This is a genomic window from Anaerobiospirillum sp. NML120449, assembly GCF_023051105.1.
In the GTDB taxonomy this organism is placed as follows: Bacteria; Pseudomonadota; Gammaproteobacteria; order Enterobacterales; family Succinivibrionaceae; genus Anaerobiospirillum.
The window spans coordinates 26,777-44,453 of record NZ_JALKIL010000011.1 but is presented as its reverse complement, the minus strand read 5'-3'; the positions used below and the strand labels follow the sequence as shown (position 1 = coordinate 44,453).

Annotated in this window: 12 protein-coding genes; 6 read left to right on the top strand and 6 right to left on the bottom strand. The window is 55.1% G+C overall.

Annotation, left to right across the window (positions count from 1 at the left end):
• Nucleotides 1-55 precede the first annotated feature (55 nt).
• Entirely contained in the window at nt 56-790 is a 735-nt protein-coding gene (pseF, locus tag MXE41_RS04950) for a pseudaminic acid cytidylyltransferase (protein ID WP_246978128.1), read from the top strand.
• Nucleotides 791-1,339: 549 nt separating this feature from the next.
• Complete coding sequence (locus MXE41_RS04945; protein ID WP_247099571.1) at nt 1,340-2,608, top strand: hypothetical protein; 1,269 nt, start codon at nt 1,340-1,342, stop codon at nt 2,606-2,608.
• Between the two features lie 256 nt (nt 2,609-2,864).
• Here MXE41_RS04945 and ung read toward each other — a convergent pair whose 3' ends face one another.
• The 4 genes from ung to MXE41_RS04925 all read right to left on the bottom strand — a co-directional run bounded on the left by ung (nt 2,865) and on the right by MXE41_RS04925 (nt 7,413).
• A complete protein-coding gene (gene ung, locus MXE41_RS04940) occupies nt 2,865-3,548 on the bottom strand; it encodes a uracil-DNA glycosylase (protein WP_247099570.1) in 684 nt (227 codons plus the stop codon).
• A 487-nt stretch (nt 3,549-4,035) separates the two neighbouring features.
• Nucleotides 4,036-5,007, bottom strand: coding sequence for a bifunctional 4-hydroxy-2-oxoglutarate aldolase/2-dehydro-3-deoxy-phosphogluconate aldolase (gene eda / locus MXE41_RS04935; RefSeq protein ID WP_246978125.1), 972 nt, complete (start codon nt 5,005-5,007; stop codon nt 4,036-4,038).
• A 1,274-nt stretch (nt 5,008-6,281) separates the two neighbouring features.
• The gene (locus tag MXE41_RS04930; protein WP_247099569.1) at nt 6,282-7,256 is read right to left on the bottom strand and encodes a sugar kinase; all 975 of its coding nucleotides are present in this window, start codon (nt 7,254-7,256) and stop codon (nt 6,282-6,284) included.
• Entirely contained in the window at nt 7,228-7,413 is a 186-nt protein-coding gene (locus MXE41_RS04925) for a hypothetical protein (protein WP_247099568.1), read from the bottom strand. The genes MXE41_RS04930 and MXE41_RS04925 overlap by 29 nt, the downstream gene beginning before the upstream one ends.
• 762 nt (nt 7,414-8,175) lie before the next feature.
• On the opposite strand from MXE41_RS04925, the gene MXE41_RS04920 reads away from it, so the two are divergent.
• From MXE41_RS04920 to yfbR, 3 genes are all read left to right on the top strand, one after another.
• Nucleotides 8,176-8,919, top strand: coding sequence for a Bax inhibitor-1/YccA family protein (locus MXE41_RS04920; protein ID WP_246978122.1), 744 nt, complete (start codon nt 8,176-8,178; stop codon nt 8,917-8,919).
• A 167-nt stretch (nt 8,920-9,086) separates the two neighbouring features.
• Nucleotides 9,087-10,268, top strand: coding sequence for a prephenate dehydratase domain-containing protein (locus tag MXE41_RS04915; RefSeq protein ID WP_247099567.1), 1,182 nt, complete (start codon nt 9,087-9,089; stop codon nt 10,266-10,268).
• A 585-nt stretch (nt 10,269-10,853) separates the two neighbouring features.
• The gene (yfbR, locus tag MXE41_RS04910; protein WP_247099566.1) at nt 10,854-11,483 is read left to right on the top strand and encodes a 5'-deoxynucleotidase; all 630 of its coding nucleotides are present in this window, start codon (nt 10,854-10,856) and stop codon (nt 11,481-11,483) included.
• 273 nt (nt 11,484-11,756) lie between these two features.
• Here yfbR and MXE41_RS04905 read toward each other — a convergent pair whose 3' ends face one another.
• On the bottom strand, nt 11,757-12,461 hold the full coding sequence (locus tag MXE41_RS04905; protein WP_246978119.1) for a GntR family transcriptional regulator: 705 nt from the start codon (nt 12,459-12,461) through the stop codon (nt 11,757-11,759).
• Nucleotides 12,462-14,609: 2,148 nt separating this feature from the next.
• Here MXE41_RS04905 and MXE41_RS04900 point away from each other — a divergent pair.
• Entirely contained in the window at nt 14,610-16,523 is a 1,914-nt protein-coding gene (locus MXE41_RS04900; RefSeq protein WP_247099565.1) for a class I SAM-dependent methyltransferase, read from the top strand.
• A gap of 231 nt (nt 16,524-16,754) precedes the next feature.
• On the opposite strand, the gene MXE41_RS04895 is transcribed toward MXE41_RS04900, so the two are convergent.
• On the bottom strand, nt 16,755-17,639 hold the full coding sequence (locus MXE41_RS04895; RefSeq protein ID WP_246978117.1) for an aldo/keto reductase: 885 nt from the start codon (nt 17,637-17,639) through the stop codon (nt 16,755-16,757).
• Between the last annotated feature and the right edge of the window lie 38 nt (nt 17,640-17,677).

Sequence of the window (17,677 nt, the reverse complement as noted above, 5' to 3'; positions counted from 1 at the left end):
AAGGAGGAGGCCTGCCTTTATGACAATGGGTCATTACCGGCAGGCCTTAAACATTATGAGTCTTTCCAATCTCTGTGTGATTCCCGCCCGTGGCGGCTCCAAGCGCATTCCTCACAAGAACATCAAGGATTTCGGTGGTCGTCCCCTGATTGCCTACTCCATTGAAAATGCTCTCAAGTCAGGAATTTTTACTGACGTCATCGTTTCTACTGATGACCAGGAGATTGCTGATATTGCAAAGCAGTGCGGCGCTGAAGTTCCTTTCATGCGCGATGCTGTACTGTCAAATGACTTTACCGGCACCGGCCCTGTTGCTGCTGATGCAGTCAGGAGGCTTAAGGAAATGGGGCGCGAATACGACGCCGTATGTACCCTGTATGCTACTGCTCCGCTGCTGACCGACACTCATCTTAAAAAGGCCTATGAGCTTTTTGTCAGCCAGAATGCTGACTACATGTTCTCAGGCTGTGAGATGCCTTTCCCATTCCAGCGCAGCTTCTACTTAAAGCAGGATCAGACTCCGGTACCGGTAATGCCTGAGTGTATTCCTATGCGCTCTCAGGATCTGCCAAAGGCCTATCAGGATGCAGGTCAGTTCTACTTCAAGTCCATGCGCTACACCATATGGGAAGGCATGAGCGACAAGGAGCGTGCCTCCTCTCCAAAGCCGGACTTCATCGAAAAAATGTACCTCATGCCACGCTACCGTGTCATCGACATCGATACCCCGGAAGACTGGGAATACGCCCTGGTGCTGGCAAACGCCATCCAGACCCTCAAGATGGACTGATACTTTACAAAACAGCTCCATCACCAGGCACATCTGGCCCACCATGCAATCAGGGAGCGCAGCCCGTATCTGCGCTCCTGGTTTGCCCGCAATGACATGCAAGACCTTGCCTGGCAAAGCCACGCTACGCAAGGCTGTGCACGGCCAAGCCTGGCGCAGTGCTGCACATATGCTGCAGCACTGTCATTTTGATCCTGGCAGCCCCTGGCCGATCCTGGCATTACCCAGGCTCAGGCATGTGTCCTGTATTTTTTGGCACAATCTTGATTTGCTGTAAGTATTCTGGGCATACCTGGCCGCACAGCGCAGGTCTCTGGCAGCGCCCGCGCACAGCACCCACTATCTCGCAGTCACAGGTGCTTACCGTGCGTGCTGCAGAATCAATGCTGCAGGTACGGCTGCATGCTGCAGGATGACTGCTGCAGGCACGGCTGCGCACTGAATGCTGCATGCTGCATCGCCATGCTGCAGCTGGCAGGCGCCAGCCTGAGCTTTAGAGTTCCTCATTTACCTGCCTGCCCTGCCTTAACTCATCACCAAGGACTTTTTATGAACAGACAGTCTCTGCCCCACATAGGCGTTATCGTACGAGCCAACAGAGGCATTGGTACCGGACATCTCATGAGAGTCAAATGCGTTCTGCCGCGCCTTTCAGAGCATGCTTTTCTGGAGCTGTTTGTTTATGCCTTTGATGAGGCTCTGCGCCCTATGTGCTCAGAGTACGATGCTGTCCATGTCTTTGATACCAGAGATGATGTCCTCGAGCACCTCAGGGCACTGGCCCATGCTGACAGCGCCCGCACCGCCGACAGTGCGGCGGCAGCGGATGAAGCAGCGGCAGCTGGTGCTGCAGCTGCAGCCGGCACAGCTGCGGCTGATGCTGAGAGCCAGCGGCTTCCTGATGTGTTAATCATTGATGACTATGCAATTGATGAGGACTTTGAGTCTGAGCTTTATGACTATACCCGCATCTTTGTCATTGATGATCTCTGTGACCGCCGTCATCGCTGTCACATGCTGCTCGATCAGACCCTGATTACCCGTAAAGAAGGCTATGCAAAGCTGTGCAATAAGGAATGTCAGCTGTTGCTGGGCTCACGCTACTCCTTTACTGCCGATCATTTCTATCCTCAGAACTACCATCTTGATTACCGCAGCACCTGTACCTGTGGTGCCCACCACTTTCCTCTCAGTGGCAGGGCTCTGTGGGGCAAGAGCAAGGAGCAGCTGAGCTCCATGCCCACCGCCTGTCTGTGTCAGGACGGACAGACTCAGGGCCTGCCACGCGTCTTTGTCAGCTTTGGCGGAGCTGACCCTGTAAGTGCCTGTCTTAATGTCTGCCGCAGCGTTATAGCTGAGGGCCTGCACCGCTCCTACAGCTTTACTGTACTTGCTGGCGCTGCCAATAAGGACTACCAGCAGCTGCTGGCTCTGGCTGCGGCTCTTCCACCTGACGAGAAGCGCAATCTGCTTATAATCCATCACTGCAATGATGTGGCTGACCTGCTCTTCCGTCATGACCTGGCACTGGGTGCTTATGGCGGCATGTTCCGTGAGCGCATTGCTGCGGCCCTGCCTACAGCCGGAGTGGAGATTGCTGACAATCAGGAAGGCGCCGCATTTATCGTCAGCAAATTTGAGCTTGGTGTCAGCCTGACCATGGAGCAGCTCAAAGATGGCAAGGCCATCAGAGCCGCCCTTGATGACCTCATGGAAAACTCCTCCACCTACAGCCGCAACTGTCTCAAGGTCTACGACGGCGAAGGGCTCAACCGAATTGCCGCAGCCCTGCTCTCCCTGCTGCCCAGCTGCGCTTAGCGCCGCCGTGCTGCGCAGGCTCTGCCCAGGGCCATTGCCATGGCCCATGGCCAGGGCCTCGCTACAGACGCTCCACAAAACAAAGGCCCGCATCGCCCTGAAGTTTTCCAGGGTTAAGATCCGGGCCTTTGTATTTGCTGTGGGTGCGACGGCGCACCTTCCCTCATTCAATGCTGCAGGCAGCATGCTGAATGCTTAAGCATAATGCTGAGGGCTGAATGATGCAGGCAGCATGCAGACTAATGCAGCTGGCCTCTTATGGCCAGACAGCCTCCACAGGCAGCTGCCAGTTAACAGGCTGTTTGCCCCACTGCATCAGATATTCATTGGCCTTTGAGAAGTGACGGCAGCCAAAAAAGCCATTGTAGGCAGACAGCGGACTTGGGTGCACGGCCTCCAGGACCAGATTACGGCTGCGGTCTACTACCTTGCACTTGTTACGTGCCTTGGAGCCCCATAGCATGTAAACAATATGCTCGCTGTTAGCGTTGATCTGCTCGATTACCTTTGAGGTAAATTCCTCCCAGCCACGCTTTTCATGAGACTGAGGACGTCCCTGCTCTACAGTGAGGATGTTGTTGAGCAGCAATACGCCCTGACTTGCCCAGGAGCTCAGACAGCCATGAGACGGGGCCACAAATCCCGGGATATCAGTGGTCAGCTCCTTGTACATGTTGGCAAGTGACGGCGGCACTTTTACTCCCGGCTTTACTGAAAAGGAAAGTCCGTGAGCCTGACCAGGTCCATGATAAGGGTCCTGACCGATGATAACCACCTTGAGATCACTGAAGCTGGTCAGACGAAAAGCTGTGAAGATTTCATTACGTGGCGGATAGCAGACATGGCCTGCAGCAACATCAGCATCATAGGCCGCCATGGCATTCTTAAAATAATCACTCTCCTTGAGCGGCCCCAGCAGTTCATGCCATGTAAGCTCCATTGTCCTTTCCTCCTAAGACCTCTGACAAAACAGCCCTTCAATTTTCCGGCCTTACACCGGCCTGTTCAAAACTATATCACAGCCACCAGGCACTTACTCCCCCAGCGCTGCCCCAGCTGCCCACCATTAACTGCATACCAGTAACTGCCCTCCAGCGCCTGCCGGCCAATGACAGCATCCCCTGCCACCTTTGCATGCTCTGCAGACCTGGTATGCTTGGCGCTGCGGTCGCAGCAGCGGCTGCAGGATGCTGTCGGCGGATGCTGCCGGCGGATGCGGCTGCAGGATGCGGCAGGGCGTGAGCCCGCCAGAACTGTCCAAAAATGCAAAAGCCCTCTGCATTACAGAAGTTCTGCAATAGACAGAGGGCTTTTGTTATACCCGCCTGAGACAGCCGCCCTGGCGCGTAAGAGCCAGGCGGTTGAGAGCTGCTTATGACGCACACTCATGGCCATACAGGCTGAGGTATTGATGGCTTTGACTGATGTTAAGCCTTTGGACGCTGACGGACGTGGAAAGCAAAGCCGCCGATCTCTTCTTTCATGTAGGCAGTGATGAGGTTGCCTGCCTTATCGTAGAACATCTTCTCTTCGTCGAACTCTACGCCCTTGCGCTTTAACATGGCCATGGCACGTGGCAGGTCACGGGTATCCACACAGATGTGGCCGTTGGTACCGACAAATGGAATCTTCATGACCTCAACCAGATTGCCGCTGAAGTAGGCAATTGGGGTCTCACGCTTGTCGCTCTCAAAGAGCTCGGCAATACGGTCAGTTACATTGCTGGCATTTTCCTGAGTGCCGGCATTGATACCTACGTGACCTACGGTGAAGTCATAAACCTTGTTGACTATCTCTTCACAGACACGGGTTACACCTTCCCAGTCCTTTGCCTTTACCATCTCAGGTGGTGGAACGAAGCTGCCGCCTACGGCTGCTACATTAGGCAGGTCGAGGTACTCGTGCATGTTGCTGATATCAACACCACCGGTAGGTACAAACTTGATACCTGCAAATGGACCTGCCAGAGCCTTGAGAGTCTTAACACCGCCATAGGCAGCAGCAGGGAAGAACTTGACTACCTTGAGGCCGTGATTCATGGCCTGCTCAATGTCAGATGGAACTACAGTACCTGGGCATACAGGCATGTTGTTCTTAACGCACCAGTCGACAACTTCCTCGTTGTAGCCTGGGGTGATGACGAACCTGCCACCGTTTTCCTTAGTCTGACGGGCCTGTTCAACAGTGTGTACAGTGCCGGCACCAACGATAATCTCAGGAACTTCCTGGGCCATACGTTTGATGGATTCGGCACCAGCTTCGGTACGGAAAGTTACCTCAGCGACAGGAATACCACCCTTAACCAGAGCACGGGCTAAAGGAACGGCATCAGCCGGATCATCAAGAGTTACAAGAGGGACAATACCAAGCTCGGCAATGCGCTCAAAAATGTCTGACATAAGAAATCCTCTGAAAACTAAATCCTGCCAGCCCTCAGGTGTCTGCTTCACTTATGGTAAAGCTATATGGCAGGCTGGTGCTAAATCTCTGGAACTACTGCCTGTGAGGCCGGTACCTTACTGGTCATAAGCATGCCGACAGCGGCACAGCTGTGACAACATCCTTATGCCATAAATGACACGCCCTGCAATGCAGTGCCGCTCTCCGCTTCTCCAGGCAGAGCAGCTCACGGCTGCGCTATGCGGCGCAATAATGCAGAGCAAGGCAGCCCAATACAGCCAAATACAGCGCAACATAATGACACAACATGCCATGGTCACCCTGTGCCTGCTCATACAAAGACAGTATCCTGGCAGCTATGCTGCCTGCGCTCCGGGCAGCTGCAGTCCTGCAAATGGACTGATCTGCTGCAAATGTGTGGCTGTGCCTATAGTGCACTGATGCGGCAGCTGGATTATGTTAGCACAGCAACAAAGCCTTACCGCAATCAATGTTACCGGTAACGTTTTGCCTATTTTAAGCAAAAACGCCCCTCATGACACCCCGGCACCGAAAATTTGTGATGCCCGCATCAAATTGAGCATTAACACAGGCCATGCCCACCAGGCAGCCCATCTCCCCTGCTACAGCAGCCCCGGACAAAAGGCCAGCTCCCTGTCCTCACTGCAGACTAAAGCCAGGCACCATCCCAGCACATCAGAGTGCCAATTGCGTGCATGAGTACTGGCCGTGCAATCAGCCTCAGGCGCTTTAAGCTATCTGTGGGCAGCCCCAGGCAGCAGCGCATATGGCTGATAGCGCTGGCCTTGCCAGGCCATGCCAGCCATCCCGGCACTGGCCATACGTCCGTCAGCCATAAGCAATGATGTCCTCCATGATGAGCCGCCTGAATACGTCCAGTCAGTTCTCAGCATGAGGAGCAATTTCTGATTCGCCCCTGCACCAGCTGCCTTAAAGCGGCTCTTCTGCATGCCTGTCCCTGCTCAGGGCATTACCCATGCCGGTCATGGGGCCACCGGTTACGCATCAAGGTTACACACTCACTGAGCAGACTGCCATGAAATAACGTTGTGCCTCAGGGTACTGGCCACTTGCCTGCTCATCAGCATTAGGCTGATGCCATGACCAGTGGACAGTATGGCTCATGCAGGCAACTCTGACTGGCTTGACATGCCAGGGAGGCAGGGAGGGACATGCCAGAGAAGCATAGCGGGACGTGCCAGGGAGGCTGGGAGGGCCGTGCCTTATGTGGCTGTGCCTGATTGTGCTGATATCAGATGAGCTGGGGCAGAGGTGCCTCGGGAGTATGCTTTATAAAATCGTCGAGCTCTGATTGTGTTGGCAGGCCCTCATTGTCACCTCGGAAGGTACACTGACGGGCTCCAATTGCACAGCCAACGCGAGCCGCCTCATAGAGGTCGGCTCCTGATATCAGAGCTGAGATCACGCCGCAGGCAAAGCCGTCACCGGCACCTACGGTATCGACTACCTTATCAACCACAAAGCCGCTGACCGCGCGTGGTGTACCTCCTGCCGGGGCTACAATGGCGCCTTCGCTGCCAAGCTTGAGGCAGACATCGCAGGACATGCTGTTGAAGAATGAACAAACTTTCAGTGGAGAGGCCTGCATGTCACCGCACAGCAGTCTGCCCTCTGTAAGTCCGGGCATAACCAGACCGGCCAGTACTGCCATGGTGTTGAGTACAGCTACCATGCGATCCTGAGATGGCCACAGCTGTGGTCTGATATTAGGGTCAAAGCTGATAAACAGTCCGGCATCGCGTGCTCTCATAGCCAGATCAAAGGTCGCGGTCTGACAGCTTTGCGACAGGGCAGGCAGAATTCCGGTCAGATGCAGGTGGCTAAATGAGCTCAGATTTACTGAGCCAATATCCTCACTGTCCAGAGTAGAGGCGGCTGAGCCCTCACGACAGTAGAAGATTTCCGGATCACCTGAAGTGACCAGGGACTTCATCATATATCCTGTTTTCAATGTGGTACTGGTTGCAATCAAAGAGCAGTCCATACCCTCACTTTGAGCTCTGTTGATAATCATGCGGCCAAAAGGATCATTGCCCACCTTTGTCAGATAGGAAACCTTATGACCAAGTCGGCTAAGTCCGGTTGCCACATTGAACTCGGCACCGGCAATACCGCAGTCAAAGCCCTCAGAGCGCTCAAGAGGACCGGTATTAACAGCCATAAGCAGGCCCATAGCCTCACCAGCCAGCAACACTTTCTTTTCCATAATTTCTCCTGACCTTCGTGTTTTGCCATGCGCTGATAATAACGCCATACAGCTGCCTGTTACAGGCAGCAGCGCCCGCGCCGCATTTAATCATAACCTCTTCGACCACGCTGCGTCCCGTCATCACCTCTTCGCTCCTGCCGGCATAAGCCATCATGAGGCTGCCTGGCATTTCCCCAGTGTGGATTAACTCAGGATCCGGCAAGCAGCCACTTACATAGCCCCGACTTATGCAGCAGACGCACTGCCCATTACCCACCCAGCCAGTTTATGAGCCCACTGCGCGGAGCATTTCTAACTGCTCTAAACCTCTGGCCGCTCTTACCGCCATAATACGTCTCCCTGCAGCTGCAGGCGCGCAGTCTGGTGCCGAGCTTGTCCCTGATGCAGGCACTAAGACAGGACCGGCACGGCCCTGCGCGTCAATGCTGACGTTGCTTAATACAGCCGGGCAAGGCTGATGTCCCCCTGGCAGCAGCCCTCCAGGCCCCTGCCTGACAGCTCTTCCTCTGTAGCGGCTGTCTTACGAGGGCAGCTGGCCTCCTGGAAGAGGCCGGGTATAGCGTATAAGCCCTGGGCTGCTTCTGGTACTTTTGCCCTGGTGCCTTTGGCACTGCTCCAGGTACTTTTGCCATGGTGCCACGGTACTGGCCTATTGGGCAGCTGTCTGTTCTTTGCCTCAGTGCAATGGCCGCATGTGGCCATGGTGCGGGGAAGCAGGGGCCTGAGCCGGGGCAGGGGCTTATATGCGGGATTTACTCTGAGGTAATCCGGGAATAAAACCCGTGAGAACAGGCCGCCTTTGTGGCAGGTGGCAGCACCATGGTCCGGATGTACGAAAATATTGCTAAACTTTCCTGTAAATCAGCCGATTTTTGTTAAAATCGCTAAAAAAATACCCATTTTTAAGGAGTTTTCTATGGCCTCTTCAAATCCAGCAATGGGCGTGCTTGATCGCGCTGCGTCTGGAGAGTTTAACTTTGGTGGTTTAGGTGAGGTTGCTACTCTTTCCGGAACCACTACCAAGTCCATCCTGCTCGTAGCCATTACTTTTGTTGTCGGCTACTTCAGCATGATGTACTCTTTCGAGCAGATTTTCATGACCGGTTCCGTACCTAAGGTTCTGCTGTGGGGCTCTGTAATCGTATCCCTGCTGGTAGCCATTGTTGCTATCTTCAAGCCTCAGTACTCTGCCGTTACCGCACCGACCTATGCTGTCTGTGAGGGCGTGGCTCTGGGCTGCATCAGCGCTACCTTTGAGCTCAAGTACCCAGGCATTGTAGCCACTGCCGTTATCTCTACCTTCGTAGTAGTAATGAGCATGCTGGCTCTGTGGAAGTTCAAGCTGATTGTTCCAACAGCCCGTTTCCGCAGCATTGTAGTAGGTGCTACCGCCGGTGTTGCTATCCTGTACCTGCTCAACTTTGTCCTGCACATGTTCGGCGTTACCCTGCTGCCAAGCTCCGGCCCGCTGTCCATTGCAGTATCACTGATCGTATGCACCATTGCCGCATTAAACCTGGTTCTGGACTTCGACATGATCGAGCAGTCAGTAAACGAAGGTCTGCCAAAGTACTTTGAGTTCTACTGTGCCTTCTCATTACTGGTTACTATCTGCTGGCTGTACATCGAAATTCTGCGTCTGCTCTCCAAGCGCGAATAGCAGACACCGGCCGATAGCGGGGCAATTTGCATCAAATTCGTTCAAAAATGCCCCTGACTGTTATTGCCGGTCCAGTTAACATATGATTAAAAGCGATTTGCTGCTTTATCCTGCACTGTAAGGGGGCGCAAATCGCTTTTTCTTTTTCACATTGCCAAGGAGAATTCATGCGCGACCTACTTGATTGCAGAGATGCCATTGATGAAATTGACAGCAAAATCATGCAGCTCCTGCAGGAGCGCCAGGAAGTGGCCCGAGATGTCGCCATCTACAAACTGCACCATGACCAGGGCATTGTCGACAAGCGCCGTGAGGCTGAAAAGATCCGTACTCTGATGGACAAAGCCATTACCTTTGGCATCTCGCCAATCATGGTCCGCGAGATTTATGAAAAGGTCATGGCTCATACCGTCTCCTTTGAGCAGAGCTATATTGTCGACAGAATCAATGGCCGTGAGTTTGCCCGCTCCACCTCAGTTGCCTACCTTGGCACCAGGGGCACCTATTCACACCTTGCTGTCCACAATTACTTTGAAAATTACGAGGGTCGCCTGACCGAGCATTCCTGCAGCTCCTTCTCCGAGATTGTGGAAAAGGTAGAAAACGGCACCTGCGAGTATGGCGTTCTGCCTATTGAGAACTCCAATTCAGGCTCCATCAATGAAGCTGTCGATACCATGCAGAGCATGAATGCCTCAATAGTAGGTGAGATTTTCCAGCCTATCGATCACTCCATTCTCTCTACCATGCAGGCCCCTAATGGCGAGCATGATGCCATCGACTTTTCCTCCATAACCACCATCTACTCCCATCCTCAGCCGGTAGCCCAGTGCTCCCGCTTCATCAAGGACTTTTTAAGCCATGCCCAGGTGGTCTACACCAACTCCTCTTCTGAGGCCATGGACAAGGTGCGTGAACTTAACGACCCTCATGCCGTAGCTCTGGGTTCCATGCACGCTGCACGCTACTACAGCCTCAACTCCCTGGTACGCGATGTGGCCAACAACAAGAAAAACTTCACCCGCTTTATTGTGCTGAGCAAAATCCCGATTAACGTACCTCAGACAATGTCAGCCAAGACCTCTATACTGTTCAGCACCCGCAAGTACACCCCGGGTTCACTTATCAATGTGCTCAACGAGTTCTCCAACAGTCATATCAACCTGACCAAGCTGTACTCACGCCCTCTTGAGGCCCGTAACCGTGATGCCTGGGAGGAGATTTTCTTTGCTGATGTTGAGGCCAATCTCAACACCCCTCTGATGCAGACCATACTTGAGCGCATCAAGGAGCACACCACCAATCTCAAGGTCCTGGGATGCTACATCTCCCAGGAGCACAATCTCTAGCTCTGACCACAACCGGCCCCACCGCCGGATGCCCAAGCCGGACGCAACTGCCTGACAGCATCACCGGGCAGCATCGCCTGGCCGCGTCGCCGGGCTGACCTGCCCCGCACCAGGAGGGGCACCTCAGGCAAAGGCAGCACAGGCCCGGCCGAAAGGTCTGCCCCGCACTGGCAGCCCGGCCGCCTGCAGAAAAAAGCAGCAGCGCTCCTGCAGGCAGCCCCCGGCTTAATGTAACCCGCCTGGAACCAGAACGCCCCACTGGCTTACTTGCCGGCGGGGCGTTTTGCTTTATGCAAATGAGGACAAAATCCGGGGCGGCGGCAGCCACAACGAGGCCTGAATTTATGCGCCCGGCTGCTGCCTGGCCGCTACAGCAGACAGCACAGGGCGTGCAGCAGGCGCGCGGGGGCGCTGTATGAGCTGAGCAGCATGGTCACATAATGCACTCTTTGCAGCCCTGCCTTAGTGACCTGCATTGCAATGTAAGCTGCAGGCTGTTACCTGGCCTGACTTTCAGTGCTATGTTAGCTGTGCTGCGGGCAGAAAAATGTCTTTTCTGTCAGGCAGTATCAGCCGAGGTTTTTTATGAGTGATTCACAAGAGCGCCAGTCCACTTTTATGGCCTGGATTGTGCGCCTGGCACTGATTAAGCGCTGGGCCCTGATGCATTGCTTCCGTGAGGAAAATGTCTCCGAGCACTCCCATCAGACCGCAGTAATAGCCCATATGCTGTGCATCATCAAAAACCGCCTTTATGGCGGGGCCATTGATGCCAATCAGGCTGCAGTCATGGCTCTGTACCATGAGGTGTCAGAGAGCAAGCTGCAGGATCTCAACAGCAAGACCAAGTACCTGCATCCTGAGTTCACCCGCGAGTACAAGAAAATCGAGCACCAGGCCGAGCTTGAGTGCCTCAATACCCTGCCTGCCGAACTCAGAGCTGATTTTGAGCAGCTGGTTATCCAGGACAACACCGACCCTGAGCTCAAGCTCATTGTCAAAGCCGCCGACAGCATTGCCGCCTACATCAAGGCCAATGATGAGCTGCGCTTTAACAACCAGGAGTTTACTCATGTACGCGAGGGCCTGACTCCGGTGCTCGAGAAGTACTGTCAGACCATGCCTGAGGTCAAATACTTCATGGAGGTCTTTGTCCCTCTGTGCTGGACCCCGGCTGACAAGCTCTCAGGCCTCGACGAAGGCCGCACCAGCTGACCTGCCCGCCGCCCCTGGAGGCCGTGCAGCTCAACCCACCGCGCTGAACTGCCAGGCCATGGGCACAGGCCCATGCCCGGCAGGTCAGCCTCCCTCATGATCAATAAAGCCCCGTGTGCCATGCATACGGGGCTTTATTGTTATCTGCAACTCCAACGCGCCTGGTTGACCTGCTGAAGCGGTGGCTGCTGGCAGCTTGCAGCTGCCTGCAGCCAGGCCTGCCGGACGGGCAGCCGGCCGCAACAGATGCACCGTGGCGGCTGGCAGGCGGACTTAGCTTAAGTTGCGCAGATAGTCGTGAGCGGTAAGGTAGGTGTAGAGCTTTTTGAGCACGCTGCAGGCGCGCTTGGCATCCTCGTCGACAATGGCGCTGATGAGCTTGGAGTGCAGGGTGAGAATCACCTGGGAGGAGATAGTAGGCTGCAGCGCGGCAATGGAGCTTTGCAGACGGGAGATAGCCTCAACTACAGAGTTGCGGACAAATTCGTTAACAATAGAGTTGAAGATCAGAATGTGAAATTCAAAGCAGGAGTTGAGGAAAGCGGCCTGATCGGTATAGGCAAGGGCTCTTTGAGACTCTACGGCACTGTTGAGCTGGCGCTCCAGACCTTTGAAGCATTTGTTGAACTTCTTAATCTCAAGAAAAATAGCTGTAGGAGCCACGATTTTGAGGAATTCGAGAATCTGGACTATTTCCTTTTTAACCGCCAGGTTCTTGCCTGTCTCTTCAAAAATGGCTTCGTCATGCAGGGAGGAAATTACGAAAGTACCAATGCCCTGCTTGGCCTTGAGCACATTGAGAGCAGCAAGCTGCATAATGGCACTTCGCAGCGAGGTGCGTGACACATTAAGTCGGGTACGCAGCTGGTTTTCGGACGGTATCTTGGAGCCAACCGGCCACTTGCCAGAGCTGATCATGCGTCGCATATAGGTAACTACTTCACTGGTTACTGCGTCCGGGCGCACGTTTTCTGACATATCGTCCTCCTTAACCTTAATAAACTGTATTCACACTCAGGCTCGAAAGCGGGCAGCCGGTGAGCTCCCTTGCATTACTGTCCTGAACAACACAATACCGGACGGACCTGTAACCCGTCCTCAGGCAGCAACAGCCTCAAATATCAGGCATGAACCGGTCACTTCACAGTCACATAATTACATGCATATACCTGCCTGGCCCGTTCCTGCGGGCAAGTAGCACGGCGCGAAGTGAAAAACATACTTTACCCCAAATCGGGCACTTAATGAACAGTGCTCCAGACCATGAAAGGCCCGAATCACTCAAATAACATGTCTGTCCAAATCAACATAAGAAAATGCAGCTGTCCGCAGCCCACAGCGCCATCCCCTGCCCGGGCCATGCAGCCGCTCCATGCGCTGCAGCCACAGCTCCATGCTCTGCAGCCACAGCTGCATCTGCTGCACCAGCGCTGGCCTGCAGGCATAATGAGCCTGACCATGCAAATGCCCATGGCAGGCTATTCAAGTGCAGATGCGTGCACTGCAGATGCATACCTGCACATGCAAAGGGCAACATGCGGCCTGCCTGAAGCAGAGATCAGCTCAGGGCCCTGACCGGTCCACACACTGATCCTGGATTTGGCCATGGCGCAGCATGTCTTTGCCCTGCACAGCATGGCCATTGCCGGCACTGCACGGCCGTGCCCTGCTCAGCACGGCTGCGGCCTGCACAGCCGCAGTGAGCTAAGCTGCATAATGAGCACATGCCGTGCAGCAGCGCCCGCCCAGCCACATCGTTGAAGAGGTGACGGACAGCAAAGTACAGTCAGCTACTGGGAACGGATAATAATATGCAGTCCTGTAAACGCCAGACAGTGACTGCTGTTTGTTTGAATACGTTAATGTATTGACTGTACCGTGCAAGGCCTCTAACAGTATATAGATATCGACTCATACCGTATGTGAGCCATACAGCATTATCACATGCAATTGAGCACAATGCACAAAAAGCACGGTAACCATGATCAAATATCAGCCATATTTTGCCCTTAAGCCCCGCAATGGCCCATACATACGTGCTGTACATCCTGCATCCATGGCCCTGACAGCCCCGTTTACTGTGCTTTTACGCCATTAGCCGTAGCCGCAAAGCCCAAAGCAGCATCTGCAGGCCTCCGTGCACCCCAGCCCGCTCTGGCCGCTGTCAGTTGCACATATGCACAGGCATCCCGGCTCAGTGCTGCATGGACTGCCCTGCAATGAGCGGTACCAGCAGGGGTTTGCCTTAACCTTAAGGACGGCCCATGCTGCGGCCTGCACATGTGCATCTCCATTTGCCGGCAGCCAGCTGTCGGCTGCCAGCGCAGAGCTGACGCCACGGCCGCTGTCATGGCCGCTTTCATGGTCCTGTCTTGGCTGCCCACGACGCAGCTGTAAGCAGCCATGGCTGTTGCTGCCGTACGGGCACCGCCCCCTGTCAGGCGCCTGGTATTGGCGTGCCCTGCACGCTCAGGACCTGAGCAAAAGCGTGGCTGATGCTTATTGCTTTCATGATATAATGGCAAGTTGTCCTGAACAGGGCCGGGGCGTTACGAGCCCGCCCGCGCGGCATGGGTGCCGCAGCAATACAGGAGCATGACAGCAGTGGAAAACAGGCCCGGGCCATGGCTGTATAAACCAAAAGCCCCTGAGCCTGCTGACAGGCGACCGGCAGCAAGTATCTGCAGGCGCTTTTTGGGCCATAAGGGACCTGAGCCCTGAGGGCCACAGGCCATAATGGCTACCCGTCACCTCATACCTTTCCCCTTATCAGCATGCAGCTGATTAAAGACCTGGCCTTTCAGGCTGGATGATTCCGAATAACCATTAAAAACATAAGGCCCAGCGGCAGTGGAGTGTGTCTTCGCTGTGTTGATGGCCCGTATGCTGTCGCCTGAGACAAAGAGATTTACCGTACCTTGCCCGGCATGGCCGCACAGCACCTCCGCCCTGCCGGCCAGCCCGCCTGGCCTGAGCGCCAGGCGCAGCGGCACGTACAGCTGCCGCTGCAGGCGCTGCGCGTCTGCGCGTCAAGGACGATGAGGCCGGGGAACCAGGACCGGCCCTGAACGAATTTTGAACCAGCCCTGCGCGGTGTGACGCCCGTTGCTCAATTGGAGAATGTTTATGTCATTTGATGCCCATCCTTCAAAGCGTGTAAAGAGCGCTGCTTTCAGCGACAGGTCACGTGCCGCCAATTTCAAAAAATCAGGCCGCCCTGGCGGTGGCCGTGGTCATGGCCGTGACGGCCAGGCCGATGAGGGCCGTGTGCGCTCGGTATTCCGTGATGGTCAGCGCGCAGGTTCCGAGCCGGCTCCAGCCTCCTCACGCAGTCACTTTGTCGATCATGACAGCCATGGTGGCCGTAATCACGATGGTGAGCATGGTGACCGTCCGGCACGTCGCTCCCGCCCGGAGGGCTCTTCTCATGGCTCACGCTTCAGCCGTCGCCGTGAAGGCAACAGCTCTGAAAGCCGTGGTGAGCGCAAGATGCGTTCAGGCCTGCCACGCCGCAAGGAAATCTCCACTGACCGTCCACGCAATCAGCCAGGTTTCTCCACTTTCCAGCTGCGCCTGGTGCAGAGCATACTCAATACCACTCTTGCCGAGGGCAAACCTCTTGACCGCTCCTATGCCCAGTGGTTTGCCAAGGTAAAGATTCCTGCTGTAGAGCAGGGCTTTATCATCAAGCACATTAATGCCATGTTCAGAAGGCTGTCCTTCTTTGCTCATGCAGCCGGACTCAAGCGCCCTTCTGACTTCCAGCGTCATGTTAACCGCCTTATCCTCACCTACTGCGCTTTCCAGGAGTGGCCACTGCCTGAGCTCAATGCCGAGGGCTTTGACCGCACCGGTGTTAAAAAGCGCCTGATTGAGGCCCAGGAGCATCCTCTGCTCAATGAGGGCTGCCCTTACTGGCTTGAGGAGCTGTGCTCCCGTGAGCTCAAGGAGCTCTGGCCTGAGCAGCGCAAGGCCCTTGGAGAGGCCGCTCCACGCTATATTCGCGTTAACACTCTCAAGACTACCCGCGACGAACTGGCCAGCCGTCTGTCTGAGGAGGGCGTAGTTACCCGTGCCGTCAAGAACATAAGTACTGCTCTTGAAGTTACCTCCAATGCAGCCCTGTTCCGCACTCTTGCTTTCAGAGAAGGTCTGTTTGAGCAGCAGGATGCCGGCTCTCAGCTCATTGCTCCTTTCCTCGATGTCCAGCCGGGCATGCGCGTTATCGATACCTGCGCCGGATCAGGTGGCAAGACCCTGCACCTGGCAGCCCTGATGCAGAACAAGGGCTCACTTATTGCCCTTGATATTGAGGGCTGGAAGCTCGACGACCTCAAAAAGCGCGCCCGCCGCGACGGTGTCTTTAATATCGATACCCGCACCATCGACTCTACCAAGGTGGTAAAGCGCCTTTATGGCATGGCCGATCGTGTCCTTATCGACGCTCCATGCTCCGGTCTTGGCGTGCTGCGCCGCACTGCCGACTCCAAGTGGGCCGATGTTCAGCCACGCCTTATTGAGCTCAAGAAAGTTCAGGCCGACATTCTCGAGCGTTACTCCCGCATGGTAAAGCCAGGCGGCAAGCTGGTTTACTCCACCTGCTCTATTCTGCCATCGGAAAACCAGGAGCAGATCAAGGCCTTCCTTGCCCGCCATGAGGACAGCTTTGTGCTCGAAGAAGACCAGACCATCTGGCCATCTTCCGGCTTTGACGGATTCTACATGGCCCGTCTGCGCCGCCTCGACACCGCCGCCCTGCCATCTGACGAGGACGGGCAGAGCGATGACAGTGCCGACGAGTCCCTGCTCAAGTCCTTAAGCAGCGCCACCGGCGCCCAGGACGCCGACGCCGTGGCCTCCGATGCCACCCCGGCCTATGCCCCGGCCGACGCAGCTGACGCTGCTCCTGCCGAGGCCGGCACAGCCGATGGCGATGCCGCTGCCAGGCAGGCCCAGGACAGTGCCGGGCAGGACAAGGACAGCGCCAGGCAGGACCATGACAGCGCCGGGCAGGCCAGTGACAGCACTGAGCAGCAGTAATTGAGGGCCGGTTATGGCCCCTGGCATGGCCCTGGTCCAGGACCTGGACCTGGGCGTTGCCCGGATTGGGGCCTTGCAAGGCCTGACAGCCTGGCCCGTCCCGCCGCTGCAGTTGCCGGGAACGTTTCCGGCAGCCAAAAAAATACCCGACAGTTTTTGCTGTCGGGTATTTTTTTGCCCCGGGAAAGGCCAGGACGTGTCTTACGGCAACTTAATAGCTGCGCAATGGGGCTACATGTCAGGGTCTTCGTAGGAGAAGCCTACCTGGGCATTTTCCAGCTTGTGCAGTACTTCCATGTCCTCATCTGAAATCTCGAAGTTAAGGAAGTTGAGATTGGTAATTACGTGGTCAATGTTAACTGCCTTTGGCAGAGGTACCACGCCCAGCTGCCAGTCATAGCGCAGGCAGATCTGAGCCGGAGTACGGCCATACTTGCGGGCCATTTCAATGACCACTTCATTGCGTACTACCTTGGAGCGGCCCAGAGGACTCCATCCCTGGATAACCATATTGCGGTCCTGGCTGAACTTGAGCAGGCTGCGCTGAGCATGGCCAGGATGCACCTCAAGCTGATTTACCATTGGAGGTATTTCGCTTTTGAGCAGATCATCAAGATGCAGCTCCTTGCAGTTGCTCACACCAATGGACTTGACCAGACCTTCCCTGTAAAGGTCACACATGGCGCGCCAGACATTGAGGTTGATATCACGCCAGTTAGGCTGCTTGTAAGGGCTTGCAGGCCAGTGAATAAGATAGAGGTCCAGATACTGGCACTTGAGATCACGAATGGAGCGGTGGCAGGACTCAATGGTGCCCTCGTAGGTCATGCTGTCGAGCCAGACCTTGGAGGTAATGAAGAACTCTTCACGCTCAATGCCGGAATTTTTCAGAGCCACGCCGACACTGATTTCATTGCCATACTTGGCGGCACAGTCAAAATGACGGTAGCCGTGAATCATGGCGCATTTAACGGCCTCTTCTGTATCAATACCAGGAGCAAGGCCGGATGTACCAAAGCCCACTGCCGGCATACGGTGTCCTGAAGCCAGTAAAGGACCGGCCTCACGTAACTCAACAGCTCTGGCCAGAGCTTCGGGTCTCTTTTCAATAGCCATCTTGATACTCCTTTGAGAGGCTTTTGTCTTTACCAGTG